Consider the following 13,047-nt stretch of genomic DNA (forward strand, 5'->3'; position numbering starts at 1 on the left):
CAGCGGGGGAGTTTGGCTGGCCACGCGAGTGTGGTGTACGATCCAGTCAGGCAGCAACCGCAACACCAGGTGTTGCACCGCGCAAAAGAACTATCACCAGATACCTTGCTAGACACGATGCCAATAAGCGACACGATTGAAGCTATTTACCGCAGCGAATCGCGACGCGTATTCGCCACCCTGATTCGCCTGCTGGGCGACTTCGACCTGGCGGAAGAAGCCTTGCAAGAGGCGTTCAAGGCGGCGATGGAACAATGGCCGCGCGACGGCGTTCCCGATAAACCGGTGCCGTGGCTGGTATCGGCAGGGCGCTTCAAAGCGATCGACGGCATCCGGCGCCAAGCCAGATTTACCGCCTATGACGAGGTGGCCGAGACGATCGAGGCGATTGCCGACGATACACAGGCCCTGGATGAGCGTGAGCATGTCGAAGACGATCGCTTGCGCCTGATCTTCACTTGCTGCCATCCCTCGCTGGCGCCGGATGCGCAGATTGCGCTCACCTTGCGCGAGGTCTGCGGCCTCACCACGGAGGAGATCGCACATGCTTTCCTGATTCCTGCGCCTACGCTGGCGCAACGTATCGTGCGCGCCAAAGCCAAGATCCGCGACGCCCGCATCCCGTACCAGGTTCCCGGCCGCGACGAATTGCCGGCGCGCCTTGAGTCGGTCCTGCGCGTCATCTACCTGGTTTTTAACGAGGGCTATTCCGCATCTTCGGGGGCGACGCTGACACGCCATGATTTATCGCAAGAAGCGATCCGGCTGGCGCGCCTGTTACTGGAGTTGCTGCCGGAGCCCGAGGTCATGAGTTTGCTGGCCTTGATGCTGCTGCATGAATCGCGCCGCACCGCACGCACCACTGCCGGGGGCGACCTGGTGCCGCTGGATGAGCAGGATAGGAGTTTGTGGAACGCGGAGCACATCGCCGAGGGTTCGGCACTGGTGGCGCGCGCCTTGTCATCGGGACACTTCGGGGTATATGCGCTGCAAGCCGCGATTTCAGCGGTCCATGCCGAAGCGCGCCATGCCGAAGCCACCGACTGGGAGCAAATCGTCGGCCTGTATGACGCTTTGCTGCGTCTGGAGCCGACGCCGGTAGTCGAGTTGAACCGGGCGGTGGCAATCGCCATGCATCAGGGGCCGGATGCCGGACTGGTCTTGGTGGATCGTTTGATTGTCGGCGGCCAGTTGCAAAATTATCATCTGGCGCACGCAGCGCAAGCCGATTTGCACCGGCGCCTGGGCCATGTGACAGAAGCACGCGCTGCTTACGGGCGGGCGCTGGCGCTGACCCAGCAAGAACCGGAACGGCGCTTTCTTCATCGGCGTCTGGCCGCTTTGCCGGATTAGTAGTTCCTGCAGCCCTGGTTGGCGGCAGAAAAATAAAAATATTCGACTAGCTGTCGATTCCGCCGTTTGCGGTTCGACTATCTAGTGCAGGCGTATATAAATGCATATAGGCAGACGCCGGCCAGGCACTGCGCCGCCGGCCGTCATCCATCAATCCTCGCCATCTACTGGAGACCAACATGAACTATTTGTGCCTCGTCTATCTTGCGCAGGACAAGCTGCACGCCTGCCCCGACAGCGTTTGTTTTGCCTATGGGCAGGAACTGCGCGAGAGCGGCCACTACGTCGCCGGACAAGCGCTGCAACCGATCGACACCGCGACCACGGTGCGCGTACGTAACGGCCAGTTGTCCTTGACCGACGGCCCGTTTGCCGAAACCAAGGAGCAACTGGCGGGTTTCTACATGATTCAAGCCAAGGATCTCAACGAGGCGATCCACTGGGCTTCGAAAATCCCGCCGGCGCGTTTTGGCAGCATCGAAGTACGCCCCGTGCGGGAGCTTGACGTCAGCAGCATAGCAGCTACTCAGGAAGCCATTTAAGTATGGGAATTCATGTACATGGAACCGCAAGCGGCGAGCGCCTGATGTATTTCCTGTGTTGAGAAGTAAATTGAGGAGTAAACCAAAATGCAGAAAATTTCTCCATTCCTATGGTTTGACGGTAAAGCCGAAGAGGCAATGAATTTTTATACGTCGATTTTCAAAGATGCGAAAGTCGGCAACATCATGCGTTACGGCGATGCCGGACCAGGCCCTAAAGGCAGCGTGATGTCGGCGACATTCCAGCTGCATGGACAGGATTTCATCGCCCTGAACGGCGGACCGCAATTCAGCTTCACGCCCGCCATCTCGTTCTTCGTGAACTGCGAGACACAGGAGGAAGTCGATGAACTATGGGGCAGGTTCTCCGAAGGCGGCGAGCCGCAGGGATGCGGCTGGATCAAAGACAAGTTTGGACTCTGCTGGCAAATCATCCCGACGATTTTGGACGAATTGTTGCAAGACAAGGATGCCCAAAAAGCGCAAAGAGTGATGCAGGCAATGATGAAGATGAACAAGATCGACATCAAACTCTTGAAGCAAGCCTACGGGCAGCAATAACGATGCAAGCCGCCGCCCGCGACGGTTATTTTTCATGCAAGCCCGTCAGGGGCAAGCGTGTCGGCTCTAGCGCGCTGTTAGCGTTTCCCGGCCTGGTTACCGATGACGCCGCCAACTGCGGCGCCGCCGACTGTACCAAGGGCGCTGCCGTTGGTTAATACCGCACCGCCGACCGCACCTATACCGGCGCCGATAGCCGTGTTCTGGCCACGGCGCGACATGTTGTCGCATGCGCCCAGGCCTAGCAGCATGACCACAGTCATCGCAGTGGCAGTAAATTTTTGCATGGTTTTCATAAGATGCCTCTTTGTTAATATCCGGTCGCAGGAAAATGCCCTGGGCCTGTCTTTACGCTAGCCGCAAAACCTGTCGCGGTCGGTGCGGTGGCGCACCTAAGCCTGTTTTTAGAATTCAGCTCCTCCTTTTATATTCAGAGTAATCTTGGCATTCGGTAGTTCCGAAACCGGGTAACATGTTGTGGAGAGTTTTTCGCAGTTTGCAGTCATCTCTGGGAGTAACCAGCTATGAACATCGACGAACTAAGCGCGGTGGCAAAGGCCATCGTCGCAGAGCAGAAGGGCATACTGGCGGCGGATGAAAGCGGGCCGACCATTAAGAAGCGGTTTGACGCCATCAAACTGGAATGCAGCGAAGAAAACCGCCGCCGCTATCGCGAAATCCTGTTTACCACCGCCTGTGTCGAAGCTCATCTGGGCGGTGTCATCCTGTACGACGAAACGCTGCGTCAGAGCAGTACCGACGGCAAACCGTTTGCGGAGCTGCTGGCGCAGCGCGGCATTATCCCCGGCATCAAGGTAGACGGCGGCGCCAAGCCGCTGGCGCTGCATGCGGGCGAGAAGATCACGGAAGGGCTGGACGGTTTGCGCGAACGCCTGCTGGAGTATCGGCAACTGGGCGCCAGGTTTGCGAAGTGGCGCGCTGTGATCGAGATCGACCAGCTCGACCTTCCAAGCACGTACGGCATACGCGCCAATGCCCACGCTTTGGCGCGTTACGCTGCGCTGTGCCAGGAAGCCGGGATTGTGCCTATCGTTGAGCCGGAAGTGCTGATGGACGGTTCTCATAGCCTCGAACGTTGCGAGGCGGTGACCTCACAGGTGTTGGAAATCGTGTTTGCCGAACTCGATGCACACCGTGTCGCATTCGAGGGCATGCTGCTCAAGCCGAATATGGTGATTGCCGGCTTGAAGTGCGCGCAGCAAGCCGATATGCAGCAAGTTGCCGCAGCCACCATGCGCTGCCTGGCGCGCTATGTGCCGGCGGCGGTGCCTGGCATCGTCTTCCTGTCCGGCGGACAAAGCGCGCAAGATGCGACCGCCCATCTGAATGCGATGAACCAGCTCGGGTCACATCCCTGGCAAGTGAGTTTCTCTTACGGACGGGCGTTGCAGGCGCCGGTGCTGGCGGCGTGGAAAGGGCTGGAGCAGAACGTCGCCGAAGCGCAAAAAACCTTCTTTCGCCGTTGCCATCTGAACGGTCTGGCGCGCATCGGGAAGTACCACAGCGCCATGGAAGTTACGCCGCCATAAGTGGGCAAAGGCTGGCGGTCAGCCGGAAGTATTCAGCCCGAACTATTGCGTATCTTGGCTACCGCAGGGGAGTGCAGACGGAAGCCATCCGCCATGCCCGATCCCAGCAGCGGCTGCAGATAGAGCCGGAAAGCATCGGTGACATCCGTGCCGCTGGCGGCGATCAACTCGTCTTCCATGACGCGGGTTTTGCCCGCCACCACGTCCAGCGGCAGTAATTCATAGTTGACCGAGTAATTCCCATTGCGCTTGATCGCCACCGTACCGTTGCGGTCATCGTGCACGGCAAATTGCAGCGCTTTTTCGCCGACTTCGCGTGCCTCGCGCTGGTCCACATCCGACACGCAACCCATGAACGAGCGCTGCAGATAACCAAAGGTGTCGCCGCGCACGCGCTTGATGTTCAATTTCGACTTAATCTCTTCGCACAGTAAATCAGCCAGGGCGCCGGTGCCGGACAATTGCACGTTGCCATGCGCATCGCGTTCCACCGTCTTCGCCAGCAGGCTGGCGATAGGCGTGCCCGATGCATCGTGTATGCCTTCGGAGACGGCAATCACGCAACGGCCGAAGCGTTGGTAGGCTTGTTTCACATCGGCCAGGAATTTTTCCAGCACAAAGATGCGTTCCGGCAGATAAATCAGATGCGGGCCGTCATCGGCAAATTTCCTGCCTAGCGCCGCCGCCGCCGTCAAAAAGCCGGCGTGGCGGCCCATCACCACGCCGACATAGACGCCGGGCAGGGCCGCGTTATCCAGGTTGGCGCCGGCAAAAGCCTGCGCTACGAAACGTGCGGCCGATGGAAACCCTGGGGTGTGATCGTTGCTGACCAGATCGTTGTCTATGGTTTTAGGGATATGGATGCAGCGTAGCGGGAAGGCCAGCTTGTCGGCTTCAAGGCTGAGGATGCGCAAGGTGTCGGATGAATCGTTGCCGCCGATGTAGAAGAAATGATTGATCTGGTGCGCTTGCAATACCTGGATAATTTCCTGGCAATATTTGAGGTCCGGCTTGTCGCGAGTGGATCCCAGCGCGGAAGACGGGGTGTTCGCCACCAGTTCCAGGTTGTGGCTGGTTTCCTGGCATAGATCGAGGAAATCTTCATTGACTATGCCGCGCACGCCGTTGCGGGCGCCATATACCCGGTCGACATTGCGCACGCCGCGCGCCGCCAGGACTACGCCCACCAAGGATTGATTGATGACGGCGGTGGGGCCGCCGCCTTGCGCGATAAGGATTCTTCTGGCATGCATTTGCATTCTCCTTGAGCCATCGTTGAACGGAGCCGTCTGCTGCCGATTCTACCCCCATCGCGCAAGTACAGCTTCTCGGCCGCCGGCTTTATTTCCCCCAGATTTTCCTGTACTCGGCACGGTAGCCGTTATTCGGCTCGAAGGTGTTTTGCCGGCCGCCGTGAAACGCAATGTTCTGCTCCGTGAGCAGATACACCGGAGTGGCATAGGCGCTGGCTTTTTCACCGGCAAACGAGCGGTTCAATTCGTCGATGATTTGCCAGCCTTGCTGGCTGAACGGTTCCGGCACGGTGGCCAGCTGCACCGTCTTGCTGCGGATCCGTTGATAAGCCGCCTCGGAACCTTCGCCGGCGGCCAGCGCCTGGACTTTGCTGCTGGCGATAATCGCCGCCGCGGCCGGTGTCGCCAGCAGGTCAAGGTAGTTGTCATTGACGCCGATGATGTGCGTCCATTTCTTACCGAAACGCTGCGCCAGCGACGTCAGCAGAGCGGGCATCTTGTCGGCAGAGGTGGTGGCCGGCAAAGCTTCCACGCTGAGCAGGCTGCAAGTCCGGCACTGCTTGACGACCGCGACTATTTCATTCGATTTCGACTGCGCATACAGGCTGTTCGGATCGGTCAGGACCACCACGCCAGCCTTGCCGTTGGAGTCGACCACGCTCAACAAGGTCGCGATCAAAGCCTCTTCCTTAGGGTCTGCCGTGACATTGGTAAACAAGCCATCGCTGGGGCCGATTCTGGTGGAAGCATGCCAGCCGACCACCGGCACGTTCTGGCTGTTGGCGGCGTTCATTTCCTTGGGTTGTTCGTTGGCGTCGATCCCGGCCAGAACGATGCCGTTCGGCTTCAGGGCCAGTGCTCTGCTGAAAGCTTCCGCATGCTTGCTGTTGACGCCCCAGCAATCGATCACGAAGACATCCCAGCCGGCCACCGCCGCCGCTTCTTTGACGCCGTTGGCAACCCGCGCGACACTGTTGTTCTTGAGACTGGAGGCGATCAGCACAATCGATTTTTTCTGTGCTGCGATTTTCGGCCCGCTGGTAGGGCCGTCCCAACTGGTTTTGAAGGCCATCGCCTTGGCGATTTTTGCGTTGGCCCGGTTCAGGAACAAGGTTGGATCTTCCTGTGCGAATGCGGAACTGATGAGGCCGAAGACAAGTGCTACCGTTACGAAATTAAAATGTGTCAATTTCATTATTTTTATCCGGATTTGACTGCGCATGGTCGGAGCGGATTTCCCGCCTGTTTTTTTTATTGCAAACTAATCGCTGCTGACTACTCCCTTTTACTCCCCGTATTGCAAAATACACAAATCTCCATGAGCCAGTGCCGGAGCCGCTTTCAAGCAAATCAGCAAGCATGGGAAACGGCCCAGGCCACAGGGTGCCTTAGCTTACGCAAAGGTTAAATAATTGTCTATTGGAAATCAATTGGAGCGCTGTCGCGGAGGCGAAAAATGAAAAAAGGCTACCCGCCGCGACGGCAGGTAGCCCTTGGTTGTTGCTTCGATCCCGGCAGCTTGCCGCTTCAGGTCAGCGCCGAGGTAACCTTCAAGACTTCTTCCACCGTGGTGGCGCCTTCCAGCACCTTCAACGCGCCAGCCAGGCGCAAAGGTTTCATGCCGTCGCTGATGCTTTGCTGTTTCAGCGCATGGATGTCGGTTTCAGCCAGGATCAGCTTCGAGAACGGCTGGCTGACGGTCAGCAACTCGTACAGGCCGGTGCGTCCGCGGTAGCCGGTCTGGCGGCATTCCGGGCAGCCGACCGGGTGGTAGACATTGGCAGGCTTGGGCAGGTTCCAGCTTTCAACCAGCGTGGCCCAGACTTCGTCGGCGACATAGCCGTCGGCGCTTTTGCAATGGCTGCAGAGGGTACGCACCAGGCGTTGCGCCATGATGCCGATCAAGGTGGTTTCCAGCAGGTAGTAAGGCACGCCCAGTTCCAGCAAGCGCATCACTGCCGACGGCGCATCGTTGGTGTGCAAGGTCGATAGCACCAGATGGCCGGTGAGGGCGGCCTGGATTGCCATTTCGGCGGTTTCCAGATCGCGGATTTCGCCCACCATGATGATGTCCGGATCCTGCCGCATCAAAGCTCGCACACCGTCGGCAAAGGTGAGGTCGATGCCATGGTTGACCTGCATCTGGTTGAACGAGGCTTCTACCATTTCGATCGGATCTTCCACCGAGCAGACGTTGACTTCGGAAGTGGCTAGCGCCTTGAGCGTGGTGTACAGCGTCGTGGTTTTGCCGGAGCCGGTGGGGCCGGTGACCAGGATAATGCCGTGCGGGCGTGTGGTCAGGGCGTCCCAGCGAAGGGCGTCGTCGACCGGGAACCCGAGTTCCGGCAAGGTTTTCACCACTACTTCAGGATCGAAAATCCGCATCACCAGTTTCTCGCCGAAGGCGGTCGGCAGGGTAGACAAACGCAGTTCAATCTCCTGGCCGCCGGCGGTGCGGGTCTTGATCCGGCCGTCTTGCGGCCGGCGCTTTTCGATGACGTCCATCCGCCCCAGCAATTTGATGCGTGCCGTCATCGCAATCATGACCACCGCCGGCACCTGGTACACCTGGTGCAAGACGCCATCGATACGGAAGCGGATGGCGCTGAAATCGCGCTTCGGCTCCATGTGGATGTCGGAGGCGCGTTGTTCGAATGCGTATTGCCACAGCCAGTCGACGATGTTGACGATGTGCTGGTCGTTGGCGTCGACCTGCTTGTTGGACTTGCCCAGCTCGACCAGCTGCTCGAAGTTGTTGCGCAGCGCCAGCTCCTGGCCGCCGGATTTATGCGCGCTCTTGATCGATTTCGCCAGCGTGAAAAACTGCGTGATGTATTGCGTGATATCGAGCGGATTAGCAATCACCAGGCGGATATTGCGGCGTGAGATCTTGGCGATTTCCGCCTGCCATTCGGTGCGGAACGGCTCGGCGGTGGCAATCACCAGATCGGTCAGGCTCAGTTCGACCGGCAGGATATTGAAACGGGTGGCGTAGCTGGCGGACATGACGTCGGCCACCTTGGCGAAATCGATCTTGAGCGGATCGATCCGGTAGAACGGCATCTGCACCTGGCGCGCCAGCCATTCGGTGAGCCATTCCAGCGTGATGGCGCGATGCGGCGGCAGCGCCGACTGGCGCTTGCACTGGGCTACGGCGTGCAGCGGATGGATCGCAATCGGGGCGTTGCGGAAAATCCCCTGTGCCTGGGTGTAGAAGGCTTTGACCTCATTCTTGTCGACCGTGCCGTCGTTCAGCAGCCAGGTGAAAATTTGCTGCAGGTCCAGTGTTTTTTGCGATGCAGTGTTCATTGCAGTGGAGTGTCGATTGGTTGAGCTGCGTTGGTCTTGTCTGTCTGTTGTGGCATGGCTTCCAGCCTAGTCCCTTAGTGTGGCGAATGCCAGGCTTTCAAGCCGTTGACCCAGGATTTGGCGGGCAGCTTGGTGGCTGCGGTAATTTCGGCGGCGCGTTCGTAGAGAGCGCTGAAATCGGCTGGCGGCGCCTGTTTGAAAGCGATGGCGATGACATTGCCTTCGTGGACTTCGGGCAGGCACCAGACATCGTCGAAGGCATACATCATGGCCTTCAGATTTTTGGCATAACTGGGATGGTCGCCAAACAGGTTGACGGTCATGACGCCGTCGTCCGTCAGGCAAGCTGCGCAAGCGCTGTAGAACTCGGGAGTGTCCAGCACCGGGCCGCGTGCGGTGGCGTCGTACAGGTCGACTTGCAGGGCGTCGATGCTGTGATGGTTGAGCGGGTCCAGCACGAAATCCATGGCGTCCATTTCGATCACCGACAGCCGTTCGTCGTCGGCCGGCAGCTTGAACATGGATGCGCAAATCGTCAGCACCGAAGGGTTCAGTTCAATCGCGGTGACACGCGCGGCGGGGAACTGGCGATAACTGAATTTGGTCAGCGCCGCGGTGCCCAGGCCCAATTGCACGATGTGTTGCGGTTCGCGGTTGAACAGCATCCAGGCCATCATTTGCTGCGCATATTCGAGTTCCGGCCAGTCCGGCTTGCGGATCCGCATCGCGCCTTGCACCCACTCGGTGCCGAAATGCAGGTAGCGCACGCCGTCTTGTTCGGACAGCGTGACGGGGGCGAACTTGGGTTTGCGAGCGGGTTTTATTGTGTCTTTTTTTGCAATTTCGGAACGTTTGCCGGGGCCTGCTTTACGGTTAGCGTCGGCTTCTATGGATTTACGTTTGATCAACATGAGGCGAAATGGGTGGCGTCGAATGGAAATGTAGGGCAATGATACCGCGCCGCAGCAACGGCTAGGGCAGTGTTCTGCAAATAATGAAATTTCATGGGCGGCATCTTTTTGCAGCAGGCGCTGTGCTCAGGCCAGGCAATCCTGCAGCGCCAGCCAGGCGGCGAGTTTCTCCGCATACGGCCGGGTGTAGGCGGGGCTGCTGGACGGCAGCTGGATGATGCGATAACGCTCCGCCTGTTGGCCCAGCGCCTTGAGCCCGAGCTTGGCGGCGGTGCCGCCGTTGAAGGCGATGGCGATCAGCTGCGGCAGGCTGGCGGCCAGGCTGGGCAGATCGTTATGGATGTGGTCGCGGATATTGCTGTCCAGGCTGCCATCGCGCCGCGCTTCGGCCACCACATCCCACAAACCGATGTGCTTGGCCAGCAGCGTCTGCAGCCGCTCTGGATAGGGCTGGGCCGGTAAATCGGCGCCGATCACTTCCGATACTAATTTCCAGAATCGGTTTTGCGGATGCGCATAATACTGGCTGTGGGCGAGGGACACATTGCCCGGCAGGCTGCCCAATATCAGGACGCGGACCTGTTGATCCACCACCGGCGGAAAGCTGCGTTTGCGGGTCATCGTTGCAGATTCGGCGGGTCAGGAATGGAATTGGCGCAAGCCGTCCAGGTCAAGGATGGTGATGCTGCCGTAATCGACTCGCAGCAGACCCGCCTTTTCCAATACTTGCAGCGCCTGGTTGGCGCGCTGGCGCGAGGCGCCGGAAAGATTGCCGACTTCTTCCTGGGAAATCTGCAATTCGCGGCCTATGCCTGGATTCAAATAGGGATTGAACAACGCCGCCAGACAGCGCGCAACCCTGGCATCCGGTTCCAGCATGCGATCGTACTCCACCAGCGAAATAAACAGCGCCAGCCGTTCATTGAGTTGCGTGATCAGGAAACGGTTGAATTGAATGCTGTTGTCAAGCAGCCATAGATAAGTCGCTTTCGGCATGTACAGCAGTTCGCTGTCGCGCAGCGCTACCACATCGTATTTGCGCGGCTCGCTCTTGAGCAAGGAGCCTTCGCCCAGCCAGCCGCCGTTCGCCATGCCGGCAAACGATACCGGTTTGCCCTCGGGAGAAACGCTGCTCATCTTCAGCAGCCCTTCATGCACGCCTATCCAATGGCTGACCGGATCGCCTTTGTGGCAAACAAAGGCGCCAGCGGCAAATTTGCGGCTGAACACCTCTGCTTCAACTCGCGCCAGCTGTGCGCCGGTAAGCGAACGCGCCCACATGGTTTTGGCCAGCATGTCTTTAATCGAAGTCTCTTGGATCATTATGGTGCGTTGCAATATCGGGTTTTAAAATTTATTGGCAATTGTCTGCCGGATGACAACCCCATCTCTCGGCTGACACTACTATCATCGCATAAAGCAGCAGATAACCGGCATGCCAAGCATGCAATAAGTAAGTGTAAATACGTTGCAAGTAAGTGCGACGTAAGCATGCCGGCAGAGACTGACTAGAACTCATTTCATCAATATCCGCGAGGCCGCATGGCGTCGATATCGAATCGATCTCATGGGCCACTATAAAAAAGGTGGGGCGATGGTGGAGACAACACAACGTCCGGGAGCGGAGACATTTCCAAGCCTGCTCCTGAAGCATGCCCAGGAACGCCCGCAGCAGCCGGCGTTCCGGGAAAAAGATCTCGGCATCTGGCAGGCGACCAGCTGGACCCAGGTTGCCGAGGAAGTCAGGGCCTTTGCCTGCGGCCTGGCGGTGCTCGGTTTCCGGCGCGGCATGCGGCTGGCGATTGTCGGCAATAACTGTCCGCGGCTGTATTGGGCGATGTCGGCGGCCCAATGCCTGGGCGGGATGCCGGTGCCGCTGTATCAGGATGCGCCTGCGGCCGACATGGCCTATGTCCTGGACGATGCTGAAATCGACTTCGTGGTGGTCGAAGACCAGGAGCAGGTCGATAAGGTATTCGAGATCAAGCAGACCTTGCCGCTGTCACGGATAGGCTGCATCATCGTCGACGATGAACGCGGCCTGCGCAATTATCATCAACCGGAGTTGACATCGTTTGCCAAGGTGGCGGAGATGGGGCGTGCTTACGACCAGATGCATCCGGCATTCTTCATGGCTGAAGTGAATGCCGGCCAAGCCGACGATATCGCCATCATCCTGTACACCTCCGGCACCACCGGCAAACCGAAAGGCGTTTGCCATTCGCACGCAGCGATGATCACTACCGCCCAGACGCTGGTCGAATTCGATCAACTGAATGAATATGACGATCTGCTGTGCTATCTGCCGCTGGCCTGGGTCGGCGATTTCCTGTATTCGTTTGCGCAAGCGCATGTTGCCGGCTTCTGCCTGAATTGCCCGGAATCGCCGCATACCGTGATGACGGACTTGCGCGAGATCGGGCCGACTTACTATTTCGCGCCGCCGCGTATCTACGAAAATATCCTGACGCAAGTCATGATCAGGATTGAGGACGCCGGCTGGATCAAGCGCAAGCTGTTCCATGGTTTCATGGGCATCGCACGGCGCGTCGGCATCCGCATACTCGATAAGAAGCCCGATGTAGCGCTGGCCGACCGCCTGCTGTATGGGCTCGGTCAACTGCTGATCTACGGCCCGCTGAAGAATGTGCTGGGCATGTCGCGGATTCGCGTGGCCTATACCGGCGGCGAAGCGATCGGTCCCGACTTGTTCGATTTTTATCGCTCGCTGGGGATCAACCTGAAGCAGTTGTACGGCATGACGGAAACCTGCGTCACCGTCTGCATGCAGCCTTCCGGCGACGTCAAGCTGGATACGGTGGGGCGGCCGATGAAGGGGGTCGAGGTGCACATCGACGGCAAGGGCGAGGTGCTGGTGCGTTCGCCGGGGTTGATGAAGGCGTACTTCAAGCGGCCGGAGGCAACTGCCGAGGCGATTGACGCCAACGGTTATTTTCATACCGGCGACGCCGGATTTTTCGACAGCGACGGCCATTTGAAAATCATCGACCGCGCCAAGGACGTCGGCAAGATGGCTTGCGGCGCCTTGTTTGCGCCGAAGTATATCGAAAACAAGCTGAAGTTTTTCCCTTTCATTAAAGAAGCGGTGGTGTTTGGCAACCAGCGCCAGCAATGCACCGCTTTCATCAATATCGACATGGATGCGGTCGGCAACTGGGCCGAGCGGCGCAACCTGGCTTACAGCAGTTATACCGACCTCGCCGCGCAGCAAGCGGTGTACGCGCTGGTCGCCGGCTGCGTCGAAAAGGTCAATGCCGACCTGGTGCAAGATCCCTTGCTGGCGGCGTCGCAGATTCACCGCTTTTTGATTTTGCACAAGGAGCTGGACGCCGATGACGACGAGCTGACGCGGACCCGCAAGGTGCGGCGCGATTTCATCGCCAAAAAATATGCAGTGCTGATCGATGCGCTGTATGGCGGCAAACAGTCGCAGTACATAGAAACCCAGGTCAAGTTCGAAGACGGCCGGCAAGGCGTGATCGCTGCCGATTTGCAGATCGTCGACGCCAAGACTTTCGCCACCATTGATAAAGCAGCCTGAGCCACT

General features: G+C 58.5%; 12 protein-coding genes. 5 read left to right on the forward strand and 7 right to left on the reverse strand.

Annotation, left to right across the window (positions count from 1 at the left end):
- Nucleotides 1–117 precede the first annotated feature (117 nt).
- From KHU33_RS16380 to KHU33_RS16390, 3 genes are all read left to right on the forward strand, one after another.
- Nucleotides 118–1,353: an RNA polymerase sigma factor gene (locus tag KHU33_RS16380; RefSeq protein ID WP_211464873.1), complete on the forward strand. Its 1,236-nt coding sequence runs from the start codon at nt 118–120 to the stop codon at nt 1,351–1,353.
- Nucleotides 1,354–1,532: 179 nt separating this feature from the next.
- Entirely contained in the window at nt 1,533–1,895 is a 363-nt protein-coding gene (locus tag KHU33_RS16385; RefSeq protein WP_211464815.1) for a YciI family protein, read from the forward strand.
- An 87-nt stretch (nt 1,896–1,982) separates the two neighbouring features.
- Nucleotides 1,983–2,456: a VOC family protein gene (locus KHU33_RS16390; RefSeq protein ID WP_211464816.1), complete on the forward strand. Its 474-nt coding sequence runs from the start codon at nt 1,983–1,985 to the stop codon at nt 2,454–2,456.
- A gap of 77 nt (nt 2,457–2,533) precedes the next feature.
- Here the strand turns inward: KHU33_RS16390 and KHU33_RS16395 are convergent, their stop codons facing one another.
- Nucleotides 2,534–2,752 carry a glycine zipper 2TM domain-containing protein gene (locus KHU33_RS16395; protein ID WP_211464818.1) on the reverse strand — a complete coding sequence of 73 codons (219 nt, stop codon included), beginning with the start codon at nt 2,750–2,752 and terminating at the stop codon, nt 2,534–2,536.
- A 228-nt stretch (nt 2,753–2,980) separates the two neighbouring features.
- On the opposite strand from KHU33_RS16395, the gene KHU33_RS16400 reads away from it, so the two are divergent.
- Nucleotides 2,981–4,006, forward strand: coding sequence for a class I fructose-bisphosphate aldolase (locus KHU33_RS16400; protein WP_211464820.1), 1,026 nt, complete (start codon nt 2,981–2,983; stop codon nt 4,004–4,006).
- Nucleotides 4,007–4,038: 32 nt separating this feature from the next.
- Here KHU33_RS16400 and KHU33_RS16405 read toward each other — a convergent pair whose 3' ends face one another.
- From KHU33_RS16405 to KHU33_RS16430, 6 genes are all read right to left on the reverse strand, one after another.
- On the reverse strand, nt 4,039–5,259 hold the full coding sequence (locus KHU33_RS16405; protein WP_211464822.1) for a 6-phosphofructokinase: 1,221 nt from the start codon (nt 5,257–5,259) through the stop codon (nt 4,039–4,041).
- Nucleotides 5,260–5,347: 88 nt separating this feature from the next.
- A complete protein-coding gene (locus tag KHU33_RS16410) occupies nt 5,348–6,454 on the reverse strand; it encodes a substrate-binding domain-containing protein (protein ID WP_211464824.1) in 1,107 nt (368 codons plus the stop codon).
- A gap of 332 nt (nt 6,455–6,786) precedes the next feature.
- The gene (locus KHU33_RS16415; RefSeq protein ID WP_211464826.1) at nt 6,787–8,568 is read right to left on the reverse strand and encodes a GspE/PulE family protein; all 1,782 of its coding nucleotides are present in this window, start codon (nt 8,566–8,568) and stop codon (nt 6,787–6,789) included.
- A gap of 74 nt (nt 8,569–8,642) precedes the next feature.
- A complete protein-coding gene (locus KHU33_RS16420) occupies nt 8,643–9,479 on the reverse strand; it encodes a spermine/spermidine synthase domain-containing protein (protein WP_211464828.1) in 837 nt (278 codons plus the stop codon).
- 126 nt (nt 9,480–9,605) lie between these two features.
- Nucleotides 9,606–10,100, reverse strand: coding sequence for a DNA-deoxyinosine glycosylase (locus KHU33_RS16425; RefSeq protein ID WP_211464830.1), 495 nt, complete (start codon nt 10,098–10,100; stop codon nt 9,606–9,608).
- 18 nt (nt 10,101–10,118) lie between these two features.
- Nucleotides 10,119–10,775, reverse strand: coding sequence for a Crp/Fnr family transcriptional regulator (locus tag KHU33_RS16430; protein WP_211464875.1), 657 nt, complete (start codon nt 10,773–10,775; stop codon nt 10,119–10,121).
- Nucleotides 10,776–11,073: 298 nt separating this feature from the next.
- On the opposite strand from KHU33_RS16430, the gene KHU33_RS16435 reads away from it, so the two are divergent.
- Nucleotides 11,074–13,041, forward strand: a complete 1,968-nt coding sequence (locus KHU33_RS16435; protein ID WP_211464877.1) for an AMP-dependent synthetase/ligase — start codon at nt 11,074–11,076, stop codon at nt 13,039–13,041.
- Nucleotides 13,042–13,047: the final 6 nt, after the last annotated feature.

The sequence above is a fragment of the Collimonas silvisoli genome (assembly GCF_018305005.1).
Lineage (GTDB): Bacteria > Pseudomonadota > Gammaproteobacteria > Burkholderiales > Burkholderiaceae_D > Collimonas > Collimonas silvisoli.

What these genes read in the sequence shown, in the direction of transcription:
- KHU33_RS16380 (WP_211464873.1), top strand. Translation starts at nt 118, where the DNA reads ATGCCAATAAGCGACACGATTGAAGCTATTTACCGCAGCGAATCGCGA.
- KHU33_RS16385 (WP_211464815.1), top strand. Translation starts at nt 1,533, where the DNA reads ATGAACTATTTGTGCCTCGTCTATCTTGCGCAGGACAAGCTGCACGCC.
- KHU33_RS16390 (WP_211464816.1), top strand. Translation starts at nt 1,983, where the DNA reads ATGCAGAAAATTTCTCCATTCCTATGGTTTGACGGTAAAGCCGAAGAG.
- KHU33_RS16395 (WP_211464818.1), bottom strand. Translation starts at nt 2,752, where the DNA reads ATGAAAACCATGCAAAAATTTACTGCCACTGCGATGACTGTGGTCATG.
- KHU33_RS16400 (WP_211464820.1), top strand. Translation starts at nt 2,981, where the DNA reads ATGAACATCGACGAACTAAGCGCGGTGGCAAAGGCCATCGTCGCAGAG.
- KHU33_RS16405 (WP_211464822.1), bottom strand. Translation starts at nt 5,259, where the DNA reads ATGCATGCCAGAAGAATCCTTATCGCGCAAGGCGGCGGCCCCACCGCC.
- KHU33_RS16410 (WP_211464824.1), bottom strand. Translation starts at nt 6,454, where the DNA reads ATGAAATTGACACATTTTAATTTCGTAACGGTAGCACTTGTCTTCGGC.
- KHU33_RS16415 (WP_211464826.1), bottom strand. Translation starts at nt 8,568, where the DNA reads ATGAACACTGCATCGCAAAAAACACTGGACCTGCAGCAAATTTTCACC.
- KHU33_RS16420 (WP_211464828.1), bottom strand. Translation starts at nt 9,479, where the DNA reads ATGTTGATCAAACGTAAATCCATAGAAGCCGACGCTAACCGTAAAGCA.
- KHU33_RS16425 (WP_211464830.1), bottom strand. Translation starts at nt 10,100, where the DNA reads ATGACCCGCAAACGCAGCTTTCCGCCGGTGGTGGATCAACAGGTCCGC.
- KHU33_RS16430 (WP_211464875.1), bottom strand. Translation starts at nt 10,775, where the DNA reads ATGCTGGCCAAAACCATGTGGGCGCGTTCGCTTACCGGCGCACAGCTG.
- KHU33_RS16435 (WP_211464877.1), top strand. Translation starts at nt 11,074, where the DNA reads ATGGTGGAGACAACACAACGTCCGGGAGCGGAGACATTTCCAAGCCTG.